Genomic DNA, 17,651 nt, shown 5'->3' with positions numbered 1-17,651 from the left:
AAAGTAGTTCATTTCAACCCTATGGGGCAGCGCCCCAGGGGGGCCTGTCCGTACTTCTTGATGGAGCACGACATGGAATTGAAGATTCGAAGTCGAGATCTGCAGGTGCTGCGTGAAGCGGTGACTGCGGAGGACACGTGCGAGCGCCGCTCAGCCTACTGCTCTGGCAACTTTGCGTGGTCGGACAAGTGCAAGGACTGGCACATGCGATATCGCTGGGATCTCTTGCGCGCAAGTCGCATCCTCCTTGGTGGGGGCGCTCTCGCAAAAGGTGATCTCAACCTCTACGGCTACATGAACGACCGCAGCATCGATGACGTGCTGCGAGTGATCGTGCCGCCGCTGGGGAAGGGCGCTGATCCGCGACCCAACTCGCCGATGTAGTTCAAGGCTTCCAAGCCAACCCGAAATCAGCGATCGCATCCACTCAGTGGGCGATCGCTGGTGCATTTCAAGACTGGGTTTGGATATACTCTGTTGAAGAGTTTTTTCATCAGACTCCGGGTATGGAGTTCGATGAAAGAATTCTTCCTCTACTGGTGAACGCCAGCAGATGTTGTAACGGTAGCTGCCGTGTCCTTTGCGGGACGAGATGCATTTTTCAGACATGCTTGCATGGCTTTTTAAACCCACCCGGGAATCGACCCGGTGGGGATCGGTTCCTGATTTTTTGAAGGAACCGAATGAATCAAGAAGTATTTGCTGCGCCCAAACGCGCCAGCGATGTGCTCCCAGTGAGCGCTGTACAGCGGATCCTCGCTGCCGAGGATGAGTGTTGCGATTTCGATCGCATCGGGTACTACGACACCATTGACGGCCTCGCGGCGAAAGTCCGAAGCAGCAAGATGTGGTCGATCGGTGAAATCTTTGTGCACGCCGAATCTGCTGATCGCTTCATCATCATGAAGCAGGTGGCGCCGGAGAGCTGCGAGATGCTCACCATCACCCATCAAGGTAGCTTCGATGTGCTGACCGCCTACATGTACGAACAGGATGATTTGGTCAAAGTGCTGGCGCATCTCATGCGCTAACAACACTGTGCTCATGTCCTGATCCGCATTCTCTTTGCACCTCCGGGTTCCGCGCCCTGAGGGGCAGGGACTCGGTCTTCACTGGAACGATCCTATGAAAACCTCATCCACCACAGCTGGCGCCGATTCGCGTGCCGAAACTGAGCTTGGCCAGGACACTCCTCGCTTCTTCGTAGGCGAGTGGACACACCCTTTTGGCCCTGGCCTCAAGGAATCTCGATGCCGGCTGGTGCTCGATGCGAATGCGGGCCGCATGCTCGCTGCGCAGATCTGGACTGGCCTGCGCTTTGAGGGTATGAACCGCTTGATGCATGCTGATCTGGAAGAAACCGTCATCGGGGCCAACGCTGCCGATGAATGCCCTGATGAATTTGGGTTGGTGCCCTGTGACACTCTTCCTGAGTGGTCCGCCGCCAACTGACGAACCTCCTTTTACCAATTTTCAAAACCCTTGCGGGCCCACCGCATGGGGGCACCGCTTCCCCTGGAGTTGACGATGCCATTGAACAGTTCCCCCGCCATGACCAAGCTCGATGAATGGTCCCTTCGAATCCTTGCTGCTGCGCGATTGGGGCTCCATCCCAACCACGTGAAGGAAGCTCAGGATCACCTGCAGGGCAAGCCTCTGGAGGCCATGATGGACGTGTCCCTTTGTCGTGAAGCTGGCGCGATCAACAAGCGCCTTGCAGACGATGAGTTCATGGTCTGCGAAGCCAATGAGTGCATCTCCAGCCTGATGGCCCAGTTTGGGCTCAGTCAGGTGTCGTAGAGGCGCTCAATGCCGGCTGTGACACTCGAAATGTGATCAGCCCTGGTCACCCTATGTCCTGTGAGCCCAAGCGCTCACAGGGCTTTTCAAAGCCTCCGATGCTGGTGGTTTCGAAAAGTGATTTCTCTTTCCTCGCGTAATGCCTGGAATTGAAGCGGTAGCTGGCCGCGCAATAGCAACTCAGCAATCCTGTCGCCTCGGCGATTTTTCAACCCTCGCGGGCCTGCCCGACGAGGAAAGGGCTCGCGTATTCATCGGAGTGTGCATGCCTGTTGTTTTTTCCCCTGATCTGTCCCCTGCACAACGCATTGAGTTGCGCAATCAGACCAAAGCCCAAGTAGAGGAAGTCGTTCAAGCGCTTGATGGCAAGCTTGAATTGTGGTGCCAGAGCGCTGCTGTCGAGTGGGAGTACGTCAACGCATCTGTTGGCGACTTCACTTGTCGTGTCGGGGTTTCTCTGGGTGGCGTTGTCTCCGTCAATGGGGACCCTTTCACCGTCTCTGCGCGTGAGATGGTCACTTCGACGGAGCTTATTCGTCAATCCATCACTGAGCGCATCTCTCGCGGCTATTGAAGCCATTGTGTCGGCCCTCCGTGTTCGGTCACTCCTTGGAGTGATTTGAAGCGCTGGGGTCTAGCCTAAACGGCTCGTAAGAGCAATTTCACCCACCTGGGGCCAACCCCGGTGGGGAGGTGGCCCCCTTTCTATGGAGATCACCATGAAAAAAATGAAGACCGTTCGCACCAGCGAAATCTATGGCCGCGCTTTGGCCTGGGCAGTTGCTTTGGTTCAGGGCCGTGCGCTCAGAGAGCCGGTGTATGCCACCAATGACGATGTGAAGGATCTCCCGATCCCGTTCACGCTGTACGAGGTGACGCACGTTCTGCGCAACGATGTCTTGGTCAGCACGCATGTGCAGCCTGTGACGGTCGAGCGTTACGGCATCCTCCAGCACGTAAGGGCAACGGCGCCAAGCATCACCTTCCGAGGTGCTGACGGCCGCCGATCCCTGGGTTCTGTGAGTATGTTCTTCTTGACCGAGGAGGAAGCCCAGTTGGACGCCCAACTTCAAATGAAAGGCGGTCTGAAAGGCTTTGATCCCGAGAACGACTGGCGACAAACCGGCGACCTCATCGATGAGGTCGGGATCATGTTCCAGTCGAGCGGGCACCTTGAGGTTCTCGCATACACACGTATGCGTGGCACTAGCGGCCCCACAGCAATCGGCGCCAGCCACCGCCAGGCTGCATTGCGTTTGGTCGTGATGTTGAAATTTGGCAAGGAGATCGAGGTGCCCGTTGAGTTGTTGGGTTGACCCGATCCATATCGATGCAAGCTGCTCCGAGCCTGTGAAGGGTAGGGCAGCACGCTAGTCCCCTGTATTCGCTACAGGGGTTTTTGAAGCCTTGGGGCGTGACGCGATGCCCCAACAGGCCCGTCATGCCTCTTTCCATTGGAGAGACACATGACAGCAACAAGCCAGCAAAAGACGTTGGAGAAAAACACCAACATCGAATGCGAAAAGCCAGATCCTCTGTACGTCCGTACCGTGGCTGATGAATTGGGGCGCCATCTGGAGCGATCGAATACCTCAGTGCACTGGGCATCGCCTGCGGGTGGTGAGGTTTCCTGGGGGCCTCCCAAGCTGACCTGGCCAGCACTGCCCTGCCTTGGGTATGTGATTGAGCATGGCAGCAACGAAGGCATCAAGGTGACAGTCAAGCACAGCGAGTCGGCGCGCGATCCAGAGCACGGGAAGAGTCTCATCGTCATCAAGTTCCTGACGGGGATTCAAAATGCGCTCAAGGAAACGGCGCTGGTCGTGGACTTCCTGAAAAACATGAAGCCCGACGAAATGCTCAAGCTCCAGCAGGAGCGCGAGAAGAAAGAGAAACGGCGTCATTGACGCCTGCAGCGGTACCGGGCTCTGCCTGGTGCCTCAGAGAAGACCTTCCGATGGAGGGTTTTCCCAAGTGCCCCTGTGGACGCTTTGGAAAACGAATTCATCCGTCTGGCTTATGCCAGTCATTGAGACATTCCAAGCTGAGGAATCCAAACAAACAGCAAAACACTGACCGATAGCGCAAGCCAGAAGTCAAAATTCAACCCATAGGGGCACCGCTCTTATGGGGTAGTGCCTCTTTCTAAAGGAATCCATTTATGAAAGAGCCAAAGAAGCCACTACCCAAACCACAGGAACCAGCGCCTTTCCGTCACCCGGTCAGTCCGTTTGAACCTGTGAGCCAATTCCTTGGCCACTCCCTCGCTGCCGCCATCGGCTTCGTTGGGCTGGCCTTGATTTCTCGCATCCCCGTCCTGATACTGAGCCTCATCGCGAAGTGGCTGGGCATGGAGCTGCCTCCAGCTCTTCACGTTGTTGAAGAGTTGATGTTTTGGGCCGACGTAATCCTCTTCACCGTGGTGTTCGCATCCGGCGTGGTCATCTTCCTTGTGGAGATGTACGTCGAAACCAAAATCCGTATCATTGAGGCACTCCAACGGAGAACGTAATGAGCAATCCCATCGTTGATCGGTTTATCCTGGGTTTCCAGAAAGGCATGGCCATGTACTGGCACCCCTTTGTCACCATTTCCAACGAGGTTCGCAAGCTATGTCACTTACGGACACATCACAAGAAGAGACAGCACGCCTGACCTTCTAGGTGTTCCAAATCGAGCCACCTTCGGGTGGCTTTTTCGTGGGTCAATGACCCAACCGATCTGACGCCATCCTGGCGTTCGGTCTTTTCAACCCTTCGGGACTTTCACCCGAAGGGGTGGTGGTCCCGGTTTCCAAACAGGAGATCACCATGGAATGCACTGAAGTCATCACTGAGCCCCGCCGCATCTCTCGCGAAATCGAGGCGCGCATGTACAAGTTCTTGCAGCAGCGCTGCGAGGGCGACAGCTTGCGCTACGAGTTGATCGCGAAAAAGGTGCACCGCTCGGCCGATGGCACTGCCAACGACGGGGACTGGGCCATCGTCCAGGACTGGGTGGAAGCGATGCTCGAAGCAGAGCAGCCCAAGCAACTCCCGGCCCTCGCCGCCGCGATGAAGCCTCAAACCCCGTTTGAGTCTATTCGCTCAGGCAAGGCCGGAAATCCCCACTACCAGGCCTTTCTGGACACCCTGGAGCAGCACGAGCTGGATGCCATTGAGAACAACGCGCCATTCTTCATCTGGATGTCGCAACGGGTGGCTGAAAAGCCTGCCGGCGTTCAATTTGGCGCTGACTACCTGCGCGACTATGCCGACCGGCATCTTTCCGAGCGTGTGAAGGCCCTGCGGGCCGCCGTTTGAGTGAGGTTCACCGTGCCCCCCACCCAGCGCGTCCTCGCCAGTGAAAAGCGCCAGCGCTTCTTTGGCCACATTCGTGCCACCGATGTTCTGCCGCCTCACCACATGCTTCGTGTCATTCGCAGCAAGGAGCAGTACACCCCGTTCTTTCGGGCTGCTGTGCTGCGCAATCTGGTCTGCAACGCTCCCGTAGAGGTCACCCAAGGGCGACCCTACGCCGAGCGTCGCCGTCTCGTCAGAGACCATTACGGGGTCTGATTCACAACCACCCGGACGGGCCAGCCCCGTTCCGGGGTGGGGCTCGTCCATTTCTTGATAGAGGAATCCCATGAGCACCACGCAAGCAGAATTGTCCCCAGTCCGTAGCCTGATCGCCCAGCGATTGAAACGCTACGGCTGGAGACTCAACACTGGGTCGGCCTTGGCCGTGAAAACGTTCAAGACCGCCGTGGGCGATCGCGATGCGTTCGTCTACCTGGCCGACTTCGGCAAGGACTCCAGAGAGTTCATGCTGCAAGGCGACTATCAGAGCGAGGGGCGCAATCATCTCGATCCGCATCCCATTCTGTTTGCCAAGACATCGACGCCCGAGGAGATCCAGAACGCGGCCAGTCGGTTTGCTGTCCTGGTAGACGCTGCGATAGCTAACACCTACGCAATGCGCCTTGCATAGGCTCCAGGCACCTCACCCTTGCGGGTGAGGCTGCTTTTCAAAGCATCCCCAGAAGGATGCTCCGAAAAGTTGAATTTGTTGCTGCAGGGTAATCCTGAAGCTCAATGCTCCCAGCTGAGGAGTCGAATCACCAGCATTCAAGCTCCTTTGGAGCCTTTATCAACCCGGATGGGCCTACCCCATCCGGGGCTGGCTTGTCCATTTACCTGGAAAGCCAAGCAATTGCCACCCCACTAAAAATGGGGTGGCCACTGGAGTCCCTGATAGACCTTCCCTCAACCTGCCCGGGTTCTTGCCCGAGCGGGCAGGGCGCGGGCCACTTCGGAGATTTCAATGAATGAAAGAACAACGCATGCCCTTATCGATACCGGTGCACACCGATCACGGTCCTCGGCTGTCATGCAGTCTGGTGGTGTCAAAATGACGCCGCCTATTTATACTGGTGGTCTGAATTTTCAGGCTACCAAGGAGCCCTCCATGACCGTCGATACTGGAAAGCGGATCACCACACGTGTCACAGCTCATGTGCAGGGAAAGCTGCAGGCGGCTGCGGACCTGGTTGGTGCGACGCTCAACCAGTTCGTCGTGCAAGCTGCTTTGGAGAAGGCGGAAAAGGTCATCGAGAGCGAATCAACGATCTCCCTGACTCGTCGGGAGTCGCTGAGGCTGCTTGAGATGATCGAGAACCCTCCTCCCCGAAACGCGAAGTTTCTTCTGGCCAAGGCCCGCTACGAGAAGGTAAAGAACGATGCAAGTTCAACCTCTCAATGACGAACACGACAGGAAGAATTTCGACTGCGGTGAGCCAGCGCTGAACAACTGGCTGAAGCAGATGGCCAGGCAGCACAAAGAGAAGGGAGTTTCCTCGACCTTTGTCACCCTGGATCACGCCGAGGCCGTTGAAATTCTCGGCTTCTACTCGATCAGCCTGGCGGAGATGCTGAATACCCAGCTGCCTGCTCAATACGCAAAGCGATTGCCCTCCAGGGTTCCCGTTTTTCGGCTTGGTAGGCTTGCGACCGCACTCACGCACCAGGGCAAGCGCATCGGGGAGTTCATGCTCTTTGATGCGATTGACCGTGTGAAGAGGATCTCTGGAGAAGTTGGTGGCATCGGGCTTGTAGTCAATGCCAAACCAGCTGCACTTGGCTTCTACCAGGCCTACGGGTTTGAGCAGATGGTGGACCATCCTCATCATCTCTTCCTGCCCTGGTAGCACGTCTTCTGGTCCCTTGGATCGATGGCGACCTAACCCCTGATAGACCTTCCCCCAACCTGCCCGGGTTCTTGCCCGAGCGGGCAGGGCGCGGGCCCATTTAGGAGTTTTCAATGAATGCACGTGAGCAACTGAAGGCCATTGCCGAATGGTTCGGCTATCAAGAGGAATCACTGTCCTTTGGATTGGTCAACACGATGGACGCATTGCGCCTTTACGACTACGCCCAGTCACATCCAGATCTGCCCGAAATGGCTGATGACTGGAGCAGCCGAGATCGCATCACGGCCCTGGGTTACGACCCACTCAATACCCCCGAGGCGACAAAGGGGAGAGAGGTGGGGAGCACCGGCGCCCATGAGGCAATAGCAGCCCTGGTGCTGGCGCGAGAACTGTTGGACTCAGTGGCTTATGTTGCAAAGGAGGGTGACACCTCCGACGTTCTGAAAGCCATCGATTCAGTCCTGCATGAGAACAAGAGCAAGGCCCGAAAGGGTTCTTGAACCATTGCAACCCAGCCGGGGAACCAACCCCGGTCGGGGGATGGGTTCCCGGTATTCTTGAAGGAGAGAGCATGAACACCGATACCAATTCAGTTCAAGATTCCACGGTACTGATCGAGCCAGGTCAGAAATCGGGCTTTGCCAAGCGACTGGAGGCCCTCAGCAAAAAGGCGAAATCCTTCGGCTTGGCCCCTGTCGTGATTCGTAGCGTGACCGATGTCCTTTACGAGCGACGCACAGAGCAGATTGGACAGTCCGATGCAGTGATTTCGTATCTCAAGCCTGTGCCAGATGGGGTGCGTGTGCTTCACCCAGTGAAGCTGCTGCGCATCGATATCCAATATCCCATGGTCAAGCTAGGCAACTGGCAAGTCGTGGGAAAGCTGGAGGCGATGGACAAGGGCAACCTTCAGTTCCACGTCACAAAAAGAGAGGAGGATGGGAGGGCCATTTCGGACTTCGCATCTCGGCCCATTGCCTGTCAGCACTGCAAGACAAAGCGCCGCCGCAAGGACGGGTTTGTCCTGCGAGACCTGGTGGACGGTGGCTATAAGCAAGTCGGCGCCAGCTGCTTGCAGGATTTCACCGGGATTGACCCGGCCGCAGCGCTCTTCTTGGCGCGCATGTGGTCGGTGATTCGAGGTGAGGAAGATGGCTTGCGAGACTTCGCGGGGTCTGGGCGCCGCAATGCGGTGTCCACGCGCGAGTACCTCGCTGATGTGAGCTACCTTGCCGTGAAGACGGGCTTTCTGTCCTCGTCGAAAGCGCGAGACCTTGGAGTGCCGGCAACTTTCCACGACGCCATGGCGTTACCGAACCAGTTGCAGCGGGATGAAGATTTGCGCCTCGACTACATATCAAAGCGCGATCGTCACTTGGCCAAGGCCGACGAGATCCGAAAGTGGGTTGCGGAAAAGCCAGAGGCCTCAGCCTTCGACAGAAACGTCAAGTTGCTGCTGCAGGATGAAGCACTGGCCATCGACAACAAACACCTGGCGTTCGCCGCAGCTGCGGTGGCCTTGTTCAACAGGGCTCAGAGCACAGTGGTTGAAACAAGGGTCAGCCATCATGTTGGTGTGCCAGGTCAGAAAATGACAGGAGCACTCACTGTGCTGCGCGCAGTGCCCATTGATACGCGCTTTGGCACATCGATGCTGGTGTTGATGCGCGACGAGCAGGGCAACCACCTCACTTGGAAAACGAGTGCGTGCCCTCGTAGTCTGCTTGAACTCGAAGCACCACTTCGTGTTGAGGCTAGCTACAAGGTCAAGAAACATGACCTCTACAAAGGAGTCGCTCAAACCTCGGTCACCCATCTGAATGTGGCGGAGGTTGCGGCTTCTGCCTGAGATCGATGGATAGGGCAAAACCCTGTTCCTCGATGAGGAATCAATGCCCACAACAGATCTACCGATCCGTTGTGGGCATCCTTGACGGCTTTGCGCAAGCTCATTTCATTGAGTGACCTTGCGCAAGCTTTCAACCTGTCAGCCTAGTGCTGATGGTCGATACGGTCGCTGACCGTGCCATCCTGGCAATCAGCAAAGACGCGGCGAAAGTCGCATTGTTTTAAACCCTCGACGGGCCCCATGCCCGTGAGGGCTGGTGCCTGTCTCTTTTGGAGATGGAAACCATGAAAAATTGTCTTGGCGACGAAGCCGCATTGCCCTATTACATCTGGGCGAATGGCGATTGCGACGCAAAGTCTGAAGACTGGGTGGAGGCGAAAGCCATCTGCTTGACTCTCATTGCAGCTGGTGGCAAATCTGCGCACATCGTTGACGCCGATGGAGTGGAGGTGCCAGATGACGAGATTGACGCGGCAAAGCAGCCACCTGAGTCACCACCTGGTGGCAACTTCATCATGATGGACTACGAAACGAGCGCCGACCATCGGAACACACTGACTGAAGCGCGCCAGCGTGGTCAGGAGTTGTGTGATTCCGAGCCGGTTCCATGTTCGTGGAGCATTCATGATGCAGCTGGTGAACTTGTCGAGGGCATCACTCGTACTGATGGCCGCACCTTGGGCCAGGTGATGCAGGCGTTTAACACGCAGCATCTCAAACAACCTCGCTGATTCAGAGCTGGCGCTGGAGGCATCAACCTGGATGCCTCTCATTGATCAGCTCCGCGTGAGCCAGAACTTTCTTTTAACCCTGTGGGGCATGCCCACAGGGGGCATGTCTCTTTCTTTCATTAGGAAATGCCATGTCTATCTACATCCCTCTGTTCGTGACCATTTTTTCGTTCATCATCGTCACGTTCGTTGTCTGCAGGCGCTTGAACCTGCGGACGAACTACATAAGCCGCCACTTCATGACGGGGCCCACACCGGCTCTGGAGATGAATGTCTGGCATTGGTTCGTTTACTTCATCCTGGTCGTGATCTTTGTGCTGGTGCCAACCGTCATTGCATGGGTCGTTTGGCTGGGCTTCCAGGCCTTTTGAGCAATGCTTAGCTACACCTTTTCTACGATGAGCGGGGGTAAGAGCACTGCCCTATTGCAGCAGCGCTTCAATCTGACCTCAATCGGGAGGCGTGTTGTGGTCATGACCAGCGCGTTGGACAACCGCTTCGGCCTCGGCAAAGTGACCTCACGCATGGGGCCACAATGTGATGCTGAGTTGTTCGACCCAGAAACTGTCTTTGAGATGACTGAGAAACTGCGATCAGCAGATCACTTGCTCATCGATGAAGCGCAGTTCCTGACCAAGCAACAAGTGAAGCAAATCCACAAACACCTCTGTGCGGAATCCGGGCTCCGGGTTTCGTGCTTTGGTCTGCGAACTGACTTCATGGGCAATCCCTTCGAGGGTTCCTCGGCGCTTTTGGCCTTGGCCGATTCGCTGCAGGAAATCAGCACGCTGTGTCGTTGTGGAACCAATGCCACGCTGAATCAGCGGGTGGATGCTCACGGTAGCCCTGTTCGCAGTGGTGATGTCGTAGAGATTGGGGGTGACGGTCGGTATCGGCCTGTTTGCCCTCGCTGCTTCTATTGACGAACGATCCAGCCCCTTGTGGCTGGGTCTCTGCGCGGCGGTAGCTGCATGTACCAACTCAAGCGGGACTTCCCGTTTGAGTTGGCTACTGTCTCCTTCTGGGGATGGAAATTTGGAGCAAGTCATAGCTGACTGAGTGCTTCCCCAAATTACAGATTCGAAGGAATGAATTTGGGCAAGTATTCAACTCATCAGCGTAATGCTGATTTAGGCCCGTGTTTGCGTCAAACTTGGCCTAACTGGTCACGCTTGATCGAAAGCCCGAGGAATCGTTTGGTCCATCAAACCTCAAAGGCCGAAGCTGCTGTTCGACGTGTGCCACAGGCGAAGCGCCTAAGCTTGCGGCGTGCAAGAAGGGCTGTGACCATTCCTGCAAGATATCTCTGTGATGTTGAGCCAGGCTGAAGCCCAAGTGATTGCGAGAGAGACGGGGTACAAGCTCAATGCTTCTGCGGGCCGATTCTGTGCCACAGAGACGGCTGATATCGATAAGGCCAAAGCACGTATTTCCGCGGAGCAGTTTGGTAAGGCCTGACTTTTCTGCGTGACGGGCAGTGCTCAATTTTCGGGTCCGGGCCGCTCGTTTGCAGCTGGCAGATCGTCATGGATGACGATGATTTTTTGTGTCAATTGGTAGCAGGCGAGCAACCGAAGTTTCCCTATTTGATTCTGACTGTTCAGGAATACGGCAACATGATTGACCATGGGGCCTCACTAGCGTTATCACGATATTCGGGCTTGGTTCGCTCAAGTTGATGCGATGTGCTGTATGAGAATCGATTTTTAAATTTAATTCATCAGTGCTGGTAGATCTGATGCAATTGATGCATTACACTCGGTTCATTCAGAGTGAATCATGTAGACGAATGATGCTGCTTGTGCCAACAAGCTTCTCGTAGAGATGTACCTAGCATCCCAACAGTTGTAATTGCTAAGTTTGAATTGTTGCAAATTGCTACTCGCTCGCCTATTTTTAATGATTTGACGCTGACCTCCATTTTTCATCAGCAAAGGAAGTTTCATGTCCAGCTATAAGGATCTCCTGGCCCAGCGTGATGCGCTGGAAGCACAAATTCAAGAAGCCCGCAAGATTGAAGTCGCTGCGGCCGTTGCCAAGGTGCGCGAATTGGTGGCCGACTTTGGCTTGACCGCTGAAGACGTGTTCCAGATCCAGCGGCCCCGCAGCAGCGCCTCTAAGGGTGGCACTGTGGCACCGAAATACCGTGACCCAGCAACGGGTGCCACTTGGACTGGCCGTGGCAAGCCGCCGACCTGGATCAAGGACTTGGATCGTGAGCAATTCCTGATCAAGTGATTGGGTTTCGGCCAAAGTAATCTGGCCACGGGAGGCCGCTAGCGTCTCCTGTAGTTTGATTTTTCTGTCATTCCTCCCTTTTGACAGCCTCTCTACCCAGCCCTTGTGCTGGGTTTTTTCGTTCGAGCCTTAGTTTGTGGTTTTGCCTTCTCATAGCCGTTGCCCTACGGCGATTCCGGGTATTGGTGGCTGACGCGGGAACTCGACAAGGCGATCCAGATGTTCCAATTTGGCCTTGCCATAGCATGAAATGAATTTTATATTACATGACCAAAGTGGATTCCCCATCAATTCTCGCCACTCATTCAATTCCAGAGGTCGGTCATTTTCTTGGAGGTGATTCTTGACTGAACATGTTGTGCTGTCGCCTTTGCCGGAAGATACCGTGGTCATTGATCTGTGGCTGGAACACAGTTCGGTGGCTGATCGAGACCCGATTGGCTTGAAAGGCGAGCCCTCGTATCGGTATTTCTGGAACACCTGGGTTCGCTATCTCAAAACTGGCGGTAATGGCGCCCAGCCCGAAGCCATTGCCTGGAATGAGGTCACCAATGTCGATGTGGTGAGGTTTCTCCAGTCTGGCCCCACGTCAAGAAAAGCAGGTGCCAATGTCAGCGATATCACCCGGCGCCGCTACTGGCGGCTGCTGGAGCGCATCTACGATTACGCGAAACACCAGGGCTGGATTGGCAGCAACCCGGCCAAAGCCTTGGAAGAGGTGGACCAACCTCCTAAAGAGGACCACAAGGGCGCAATCATGACGCCAGCAGTCTGGGCCCAACTGCAGCGGGTTTTGGAAAAGCCGCAATCTGATGATCCGGTGGATGTGAGAAACCATGCACTGGTGCTGTGCCTGGCAGAGCTTGCACTGACTCCGATGGAGGTGCGGCAACTGAATGTGTCATCGATCCTGTTCGACCACGTTGCTGGCCGACAGCGCATGGCTGCATTGCAACTTGATGGACCCGGGCCAAAGCAACGCCGTCGCATGGTGCTCCCCGACAATGCAGTCCGCGCGATCGAGGCTTGGTTAGCAGTTCGTGACTTGGTGGCCAGCGGTCCTGATGTACCGACGCTTTTCTGCACCAACCAGGGCGCCAAGAACGGTGCAAAGGGGGAGATGACCTCGGTCATGTTGTTCTACGTAGTGGGGGAGGCTCTCAAGCGTGCGGCCGAGTTGGCCAAGCAGCCGCCACCTCCGCGGCTCGGTCCGCAGATCGTGCGCAACACACGCTTGGTCATGTGGCTCAACGAATGCGTCCCCGCAAGCCAGGTGGCCATTTGGGCGGGGCTGAAAAATGTGAAGGGCCTTTACCACCTCCGAGAGCACCTGAATCCTGAGGTGCGCATCACGGTGAAGAATGTTCGTGATGATGAGTAGAGTTATTTATATTACGTGACCGATTGGGCCGATGCCTCAGACCCTGTTTGGCCAGCAAGATAGGACCACGGGGTGAACCAGGGCGGTCACGCCGGCTCTTCGGCGCTGGCATTTGCCAGTTGCGCACGTGCTTCTCGAACGCCCATCTTGAGCACCGCCTGCAGGCGCTCCAGTTGCGCCGCGCGTGGAGTGACCTTGCCGGTTTCCCATTTGTAGACGCTCAGGCTGGAGGCGCCGATGAGTGCGGCCATCTGCTTTTGAGTGAAGCCCAGTGCTTCACGTTTGGCGATCAGGGATTCGTGGCTGAATGTGGCTGTCCCTGTCTTGGCAGTTTCGGCAGGAGGGCGCGGCTTTGGAGCTTTGGCTTCAGAGCCAGAAAGTAACTTTTCGATGGCCTTGGCCATGCTGCGAAGTTGCGCCGCCTGAGTCTTGTTGTCCCGCTTGAGCGCAGCGATTTCTGATCGATAGGCAGGCCGTCACCGCTTTGCGCAGGCTGGACACGTCGTCTTTGACTTCCTTGCGCGCAATGCGAGCAACCTCTGAACGAAACGATTCCGAAAACGCGGTCATGGTGTGAGTCCATGGGTTGACAAGACCTGTAGCTTGCCTGAATAAAGAAAGCCGCCCAAGGCGATGAGCCCGGGGCGGCGAGGTAGGGGAGGGGAGTGGTCCACCCAACCGGTAACTGGGTTACCGGATTATTTGGCGCTGGCCTTCTCAGCTTTGCGCTTCGCGGCCTTCGGATCGACCGCCGCCTTGAACTTGGCGCCGGCCACGAACTTGGGCAAGGTGGTCGCCGGGATCTTGATGGCTTCACCAGTCGAAGGGTTCTTGCCCTTGCGCGCAGCTCGCTTGGCCGACTTGAAAGTGCCGAAGCCCACGAGCTGAACGGCATCGCCTTTCTTCACGGCCGTTTGGATGGTCTCGATCAGGGTGTCGAGCACGGCATTGGCGGCGGCCTTGGTCAAGGCATTCTTGGTGGCCAGGATTTCAACGAGTTCTGCGCGGTTCATGATGTTGGATTGGGCGCTTGCATGTGCAAGCTCCATGTTGAACAAGCCCCGGGTTATAGCTTATTCGGGGCTGTTCCTGGTTACGTTTGACCCAGTAACTTGTGTAAATGGAGCCAGGATTGGAGGGGTATTCAACTGTTGGTGAGAACTTTGTTGGGTCCGGCGCTGATCACAGGTGAGGGTTTTGTTGTGCCTGAGTTCGGCCTCTTCAAGGGGCATTGAGTCGCTTGCCTAAAATAGGCGCCCTATGTTCAAAGAACTCCGTGCTCTCGACGAGCAGATCTCACAGCTCCAGTCTCGCCGCGAGGAGTTGTTCAAAACCCAGAGAGCTGAAGCGATCCGCGTCGTGCGTACTTTGGTGGATCAGTTCCAGCTTACACCGTCGCAGGTCACCTTGAGTTCTCTCAGCCGCAGTCTGGCGCCCGTGAAGTTGAAGCGGCCGACCACCTTTTACGATCCAAATCGAGGATTGGCCTGGGATGGATCACTGAGCGGCAAGGGAAGAAAACCCGACTGGATCAAGGCCGCGGTGGAGGATGGGACGATTGAGTTTTTCCGGGTGAACATCCAGCGAGCGTCATGAATCGAGTCGTTAGGCCGTCACAAGGCTGATCCGTTCGTTGCTAGCCAGGCCTCGCACGTTTGGATGCAACGCGCATGTTCCATTCTCGGAAATCGCCCTGAGCTCGCTTCGGATTTAGGGTTCGGCGCATGCTCCATCAGGGTTGAACTCTCATGGAGGCGTCGCTAGACGCTGCCGCGGAGCTTTTTGACGCCCTTCATCCTGGCCTCCAAATCCGCCTTCACGTAGATGGCCGTCGTTGAGATGGACTTATGCCCAAGCACCGCCTGGACCAGGGCCAGATCTCGTTCTGTTTCTTTGAGCAGATGATGCGCGAAGGTGTGACGGAGCCAGTGCGTTGACGCCCGCTTGAACGTCGCCATGTCGTCGGTCACGCTCTCTTGGGCGGTGTCTGAGCACTGCTTGAAGAACCCCTTCAGGATCTGATAGACCGACTGAACGGACAGGCCTCCAGTTTTGTTCACGGTGTATTGGGGAGATCGATGATCGAACTCATCCCATTTGCTGTTCGCGATGGGCGCCTGGTCGTCTAGCCTCTTGTCGTGAACCAGGATCCACTTGTCATCGAGCACGCCGAGCAGCGGCTGCTTCTTGTCGGTGACGGCCTTGAATTTCTGAAGTTTCTTGCCATTGGCCATCAGCTCTTTGCGATCCTGCAGGTGATCTCGCAGTGCGTCCAGAACAGACTCGTGAAGTGGCACGAAACGTTGACGGTTGCCCTTGCCGATCACCTCGATGCACATGTTGTCCGTGAGATTCCCGTCGATCCGCACCCGCTGAATGTCACCCCAGGTGGCATTGCAGGCCTCTTCGCGTCTCAGGCCTCCCAACTCCAGAAGTAGCAAGATCGCTCGCAGACGCCGTTTGGCTGGGTTGTCAGGTAGCTTCTCAAACGTGCGCGCAATGACGTCCATGTCTTGGTCGGTGAAAGAGCGCTTCACGTCCATCGACAATTCGTCGGTTCGCTTTCCAATGAGCTTGCGAGCTGGGTTCAGCGTCGTGTATTGCGACTCCATCCAGTGGCTGTACATGGCGCTCACTGCTGCAAAAGTCACGCGCAAGCTCGCGCCACTGAGGGGGCCTTTCAAAGGTCTCCAGGTGTTGGCTTTGCGCTCTCGATCAGTCATTGGATCTTGAAGCCAATGCGCAGGAGGGTCGCACAGGAACTCCCTGAAGTCCTGCATATCCAGCTCGTTCAAGGAGGAGAGCGCAAGGCCTCGTTCGTGCACTGCCCACAGAATCAGTCGTTCGATCGCGCGGCGGTAGGCGGTCTGGGTATGCGCGGACTTCTCCCTGATCAGACGAAACCAGGCCTGGACCGCCTCTTGATCGTTATGAGCCGCCAAGCTGTTCTCGGTGGGGCTGCGAAATTTTCCGTTGGAGCCGTTGAGAGCCGGAGGCCAATCCATGGACATGAGCGGTGCCAGCACAGCCCCAGTGTTGGCGACATTGACCAATGATCGTGCGGACGAGCGGGGCGGCGCTTTCTCTTTGGCCTGTATTGGTTTCAGGCCCTGCCGAGGTTCAATCTCCCAGCGCTTGAGCCACTGCAAGAGATTTCGCCCTCGGGCCAATCCATACCCTGGAACTTTGTCGACCCAGCGCTCCCCCTGAAGAGACATCCAGTCCACCAGGTCACCGAGGCTGATGACGCCGGCCTCACGCAAGGCTTGGCGCTGCGTTTCATTGAGCCGCACCCACTGATCAACATGGTGCTCTCTGGCGGGGCGACTTCCCAAGCGGTCATCGAGCCAGTTGATTGCCTTGAGTTGAATCTCGATTCGAGCTGCAAGTGACTTCGTCGCCAAAGCACCGGGAGACTCGATTGGCTGGTCGGCTGTTGAGACAGCGTCAAGCGCTGAGGTTGATGCAGTCCGGGTAGGGGAGAAGGGGGCCTGAGCTGGACTCTGGCAAATGATCAGGGAGTCGGCTTGTGCGTTCTGCGCAGATGCGGTTGGTGGCGCGACAAGCTCGGTTTGAGTTTTGAGGTACTCCTCCTCGTACAACTCCAGCAATTCCGCTTCGCTGTACATGTCCTCGTCGAACTGGGCTGCGAACTCCTCCAATGTGGGAAGGTTGAGTTTTCTGGTGGCCGCAGGAAATTGAGCAGTGGCTGTTGACGCTGCCATCTTTGTCGCGGAGTCAAGGTCGATTGGCGTTATGCCAGCTGTCTCAGGGGACTGGACCGGGGTCGAGGACGAAGTGGTCGCGATCCGACTCGTTGAATGGCCGGGTGTAGTCGCTGAAGCCGCTGCAACCGCGTGAGCAGCATCAGCGACCTGGTCAGAAGAAGTGATGCCACCGAGCACCACGGTTTGATGGTTGAGAAGGTCTCGAACCATACGCCGGGCGAGCATGTTCTCTGGCAATGCCTGAGCCCCGGCCTCCACGCGACACAACAAGTCGCTGTAGATTTTTAGCAACGCGGGGCGTTCGGGCACCCGGCCTGGCCAGAGTAGGTACTGACGAGCCGCGGCAGCAATGTCCACCCCTTGGGCCACCGCACGCAGCACGGCAAACTCGTCGGCCGTCACGTGTGCATGCACGACTCGGGTGGCTGATCCTGGTGGTCGACCACGGCGGCGCTTGGGCTTGTCTGCTTGGTTGGATTCCAGTGGTTCTTCATCGATCAAGACCGGGGGAAAAATGCGCGTGACCATACCTTGCTGAGGCAATCCAGCCGTTTCAGCCTCATGTAGCATTACTTGAGAATCGCTCATTGCGTTCGGGGATCCAGGGGCACTTCATATGTGTCGTCGCAGGTTGGGGGCGCATCGATTGTTGATCTTCAGTCCCGATTCTCTATGGTGTTGGTGCCGATGCAATCTTGACCTGATCACGATTGCACTGGCGCCAACACTGGGG

General features: G+C 56.4%; 23 protein-coding genes. 20 read left to right on the top strand and 3 right to left on the bottom strand.

From position 1 onward, the window contains the following. The first annotated feature begins 72 nt into the window (after window positions 1-72). The 19 genes from AC07PT_RS27260 (at window position 73) to AC07PT_RS27170 (ending at window position 13,190) form a co-directional block, all read left to right on the top strand. Window positions 73-384 carry a hypothetical protein gene (locus AC07PT_RS27260; protein WP_494658771.1) on the top strand — a complete coding sequence of 104 codons (312 nt, stop codon included), beginning with the start codon at window positions 73-75 and terminating at the stop codon, window positions 382-384. Between the two features lie 299 nt (window positions 385-683). Further along, window positions 684-1,031 (top strand): hypothetical protein, encoded by a 348-nt coding sequence (locus AC07PT_RS27255; protein ID WP_494658770.1) that lies wholly within the window; start codon window positions 684-686, stop codon window positions 1,029-1,031. A 94-nt stretch (window positions 1,032-1,125) separates the two neighbouring features. Next, window positions 1,126-1,452 carry a hypothetical protein gene (locus AC07PT_RS27250; protein WP_494658769.1) on the top strand — a complete coding sequence of 109 codons (327 nt, stop codon included), beginning with the start codon at window positions 1,126-1,128 and terminating at the stop codon, window positions 1,450-1,452. Window positions 1,453-1,527: 75 nt separating this feature from the next. After that, window positions 1,528-1,800, top strand: a complete 273-nt coding sequence (locus AC07PT_RS27245; RefSeq protein WP_494658768.1) for a hypothetical protein — start codon at window positions 1,528-1,530, stop codon at window positions 1,798-1,800. 265 nt (window positions 1,801-2,065) lie between these two features. Further along, on the top strand, window positions 2,066-2,374 hold the full coding sequence (locus AC07PT_RS27240; RefSeq protein ID WP_494658767.1) for a hypothetical protein: 309 nt from the start codon (window positions 2,066-2,068) through the stop codon (window positions 2,372-2,374). A 145-nt stretch (window positions 2,375-2,519) separates the two neighbouring features. Beyond that, window positions 2,520-3,116, top strand: coding sequence for a hypothetical protein (locus tag AC07PT_RS27235; protein ID WP_494658766.1), 597 nt, complete (start codon window positions 2,520-2,522; stop codon window positions 3,114-3,116). Between the two features lie 150 nt (window positions 3,117-3,266). After that, the gene (locus AC07PT_RS27230; protein ID WP_494658765.1) at window positions 3,267-3,707 is read left to right on the top strand and encodes a hypothetical protein; all 441 of its coding nucleotides are present in this window, start codon (window positions 3,267-3,269) and stop codon (window positions 3,705-3,707) included. 254 nt (window positions 3,708-3,961) lie between these two features. After that, window positions 3,962-4,312 carry a hypothetical protein gene (locus AC07PT_RS27225; RefSeq protein ID WP_494658764.1) on the top strand — a complete coding sequence of 117 codons (351 nt, stop codon included), beginning with the start codon at window positions 3,962-3,964 and terminating at the stop codon, window positions 4,310-4,312. A 298-nt stretch (window positions 4,313-4,610) separates the two neighbouring features. Then, complete coding sequence (locus AC07PT_RS27220; RefSeq protein WP_494658763.1) at window positions 4,611-5,102, top strand: hypothetical protein; 492 nt, start codon at window positions 4,611-4,613, stop codon at window positions 5,100-5,102. A gap of 325 nt (window positions 5,103-5,427) precedes the next feature. Beyond that, window positions 5,428-5,772: a hypothetical protein gene (locus AC07PT_RS27215; protein WP_494658762.1), complete on the top strand. Its 345-nt coding sequence runs from the start codon at window positions 5,428-5,430 to the stop codon at window positions 5,770-5,772. Window positions 5,773-6,249: 477 nt separating this feature from the next. Then, on the top strand, window positions 6,250-6,543 hold the full coding sequence (locus AC07PT_RS27210) for a type II toxin-antitoxin system TacA family antitoxin (protein WP_494658761.1): 294 nt from the start codon (window positions 6,250-6,252) through the stop codon (window positions 6,541-6,543). After that, complete coding sequence (locus AC07PT_RS27205; protein ID WP_494658760.1) at window positions 6,521-6,988, top strand: GNAT family N-acetyltransferase; 468 nt, start codon at window positions 6,521-6,523, stop codon at window positions 6,986-6,988. Before AC07PT_RS27210 ends, AC07PT_RS27205 begins: the two co-directional genes overlap by 23 nt. Window positions 6,989-7,101: 113 nt before the next feature. Then, the gene (locus AC07PT_RS27200) at window positions 7,102-7,491 is read left to right on the top strand and encodes a hypothetical protein (RefSeq protein ID WP_494658759.1); all 390 of its coding nucleotides are present in this window, start codon (window positions 7,102-7,104) and stop codon (window positions 7,489-7,491) included. 71 nt (window positions 7,492-7,562) lie between these two features. Next, window positions 7,563-8,840 carry a hypothetical protein gene (locus AC07PT_RS27195; RefSeq protein ID WP_494658758.1) on the top strand — a complete coding sequence of 426 codons (1,278 nt, stop codon included), beginning with the start codon at window positions 7,563-7,565 and terminating at the stop codon, window positions 8,838-8,840. A 284-nt stretch (window positions 8,841-9,124) separates the two neighbouring features. Further along, window positions 9,125-9,571, top strand: coding sequence for a hypothetical protein (locus AC07PT_RS27190; RefSeq protein WP_494658757.1), 447 nt, complete (start codon window positions 9,125-9,127; stop codon window positions 9,569-9,571). Between the two features lie 131 nt (window positions 9,572-9,702). Beyond that, window positions 9,703-9,942, top strand: coding sequence for a hypothetical protein (locus AC07PT_RS27185; protein WP_494658756.1), 240 nt, complete (start codon window positions 9,703-9,705; stop codon window positions 9,940-9,942). 3 nt (window positions 9,943-9,945) lie between these two features. Further along, window positions 9,946-10,494 (top strand): thymidine kinase, encoded by a 549-nt coding sequence (locus tag AC07PT_RS27180; RefSeq protein WP_494658755.1) that lies wholly within the window; start codon window positions 9,946-9,948, stop codon window positions 10,492-10,494. Window positions 10,495-11,515: 1,021 nt separating this feature from the next. Next, the gene (locus tag AC07PT_RS27175; RefSeq protein ID WP_494658754.1) at window positions 11,516-11,809 is read left to right on the top strand and encodes an H-NS histone family protein; all 294 of its coding nucleotides are present in this window, start codon (window positions 11,516-11,518) and stop codon (window positions 11,807-11,809) included. 343 nt (window positions 11,810-12,152) lie between these two features. Beyond that, window positions 12,153-13,190, top strand: a complete 1,038-nt coding sequence (locus tag AC07PT_RS27170; RefSeq protein WP_494658753.1) for a tyrosine-type recombinase/integrase — start codon at window positions 12,153-12,155, stop codon at window positions 13,188-13,190. A gap of 86 nt (window positions 13,191-13,276) precedes the next feature. Here the strand turns inward: AC07PT_RS27170 and AC07PT_RS27165 are convergent, their stop codons facing one another. Together AC07PT_RS27165 and AC07PT_RS27160 are read right to left on the bottom strand one after the other, a co-directional pair. Next, the gene (locus tag AC07PT_RS27165; protein WP_245615220.1) at window positions 13,277-13,594 is read right to left on the bottom strand and encodes a helix-turn-helix domain-containing protein; all 318 of its coding nucleotides are present in this window, start codon (window positions 13,592-13,594) and stop codon (window positions 13,277-13,279) included. A gap of 294 nt (window positions 13,595-13,888) precedes the next feature. Further along, entirely contained in the window at window positions 13,889-14,239 is a 351-nt protein-coding gene (locus AC07PT_RS27160; RefSeq protein WP_492350141.1) for an HU family DNA-binding protein, read from the bottom strand. A gap of 211 nt (window positions 14,240-14,450) precedes the next feature. On the opposite strand from AC07PT_RS27160, the gene AC07PT_RS27155 reads away from it, so the two are divergent. Then, window positions 14,451-14,786, top strand: a complete 336-nt coding sequence (locus AC07PT_RS27155; RefSeq protein ID WP_492350140.1) for an H-NS histone family protein — start codon at window positions 14,451-14,453, stop codon at window positions 14,784-14,786. A 164-nt stretch (window positions 14,787-14,950) separates the two neighbouring features. Here AC07PT_RS27155 and AC07PT_RS27150 read toward each other — a convergent pair whose 3' ends face one another. Continuing rightward, window positions 14,951-17,506: a site-specific integrase gene (locus tag AC07PT_RS27150; protein ID WP_492350139.1), complete on the bottom strand. Its 2,556-nt coding sequence runs from the start codon at window positions 17,504-17,506 to the stop codon at window positions 14,951-14,953. Between the last annotated feature and the right edge of the window lie 145 nt (window positions 17,507-17,651).

Source organism: Curvibacter sp. GW821-FHT09D12, from assembly GCF_059416245.1.
This window is presented reverse-complemented; position numbering and strand designations above follow the sequence as displayed.

Excerpts from the sequence above, each read along its gene's own strand:
- AC07PT_RS27260 (WP_494658771.1), top strand. The coding sequence starts at position 73 with ATGGAATTGAAGATTCGAAGTCGAGATCTGCAGGTGCTGCGTGAAGCG.
- AC07PT_RS27255 (WP_494658770.1), top strand. The coding sequence starts at position 684 with ATGAATCAAGAAGTATTTGCTGCGCCCAAACGCGCCAGCGATGTGCTC.
- AC07PT_RS27250 (WP_494658769.1), top strand. The coding sequence starts at position 1,126 with ATGAAAACCTCATCCACCACAGCTGGCGCCGATTCGCGTGCCGAAACT.
- AC07PT_RS27245 (WP_494658768.1), top strand. The coding sequence starts at position 1,528 with ATGCCATTGAACAGTTCCCCCGCCATGACCAAGCTCGATGAATGGTCC.
- AC07PT_RS27240 (WP_494658767.1), top strand. The coding sequence starts at position 2,066 with ATGCCTGTTGTTTTTTCCCCTGATCTGTCCCCTGCACAACGCATTGAG.
- AC07PT_RS27235 (WP_494658766.1), top strand. The coding sequence starts at position 2,520 with ATGAAAAAAATGAAGACCGTTCGCACCAGCGAAATCTATGGCCGCGCT.
- AC07PT_RS27230 (WP_494658765.1), top strand. The coding sequence starts at position 3,267 with ATGACAGCAACAAGCCAGCAAAAGACGTTGGAGAAAAACACCAACATC.
- AC07PT_RS27225 (WP_494658764.1), top strand. The coding sequence starts at position 3,962 with ATGAAAGAGCCAAAGAAGCCACTACCCAAACCACAGGAACCAGCGCCT.
- AC07PT_RS27220 (WP_494658763.1), top strand. The coding sequence starts at position 4,611 with ATGGAATGCACTGAAGTCATCACTGAGCCCCGCCGCATCTCTCGCGAA.
- AC07PT_RS27215 (WP_494658762.1), top strand. The coding sequence starts at position 5,428 with ATGAGCACCACGCAAGCAGAATTGTCCCCAGTCCGTAGCCTGATCGCC.
- AC07PT_RS27210 (WP_494658761.1), top strand. The coding sequence starts at position 6,250 with ATGACCGTCGATACTGGAAAGCGGATCACCACACGTGTCACAGCTCAT.
- AC07PT_RS27205 (WP_494658760.1), top strand. The coding sequence starts at position 6,521 with ATGCAAGTTCAACCTCTCAATGACGAACACGACAGGAAGAATTTCGAC.
- AC07PT_RS27200 (WP_494658759.1), top strand. The coding sequence starts at position 7,102 with ATGAATGCACGTGAGCAACTGAAGGCCATTGCCGAATGGTTCGGCTAT.
- AC07PT_RS27195 (WP_494658758.1), top strand. The coding sequence starts at position 7,563 with ATGAACACCGATACCAATTCAGTTCAAGATTCCACGGTACTGATCGAG.
- AC07PT_RS27190 (WP_494658757.1), top strand. The coding sequence starts at position 9,125 with ATGAAAAATTGTCTTGGCGACGAAGCCGCATTGCCCTATTACATCTGG.
- AC07PT_RS27185 (WP_494658756.1), top strand. The coding sequence starts at position 9,703 with ATGTCTATCTACATCCCTCTGTTCGTGACCATTTTTTCGTTCATCATC.
- AC07PT_RS27180 (WP_494658755.1), top strand. The coding sequence starts at position 9,946 with ATGCTTAGCTACACCTTTTCTACGATGAGCGGGGGTAAGAGCACTGCC.
- AC07PT_RS27175 (WP_494658754.1), top strand. The coding sequence starts at position 11,516 with ATGTCCAGCTATAAGGATCTCCTGGCCCAGCGTGATGCGCTGGAAGCA.
- AC07PT_RS27165 (WP_245615220.1), bottom strand. The coding sequence starts at position 13,594 with ATGGCCAAGGCCATCGAAAAGTTACTTTCTGGCTCTGAAGCCAAAGCT.
- AC07PT_RS27160 (WP_492350141.1), bottom strand. The coding sequence starts at position 14,239 with ATGGAGCTTGCACATGCAAGCGCCCAATCCAACATCATGAACCGCGCA.
- AC07PT_RS27155 (WP_492350140.1), top strand. The coding sequence starts at position 14,451 with ATGTTCAAAGAACTCCGTGCTCTCGACGAGCAGATCTCACAGCTCCAG.
- AC07PT_RS27150 (WP_492350139.1), bottom strand. The coding sequence starts at position 17,506 with ATGAGCGATTCTCAAGTAATGCTACATGAGGCTGAAACGGCTGGATTG.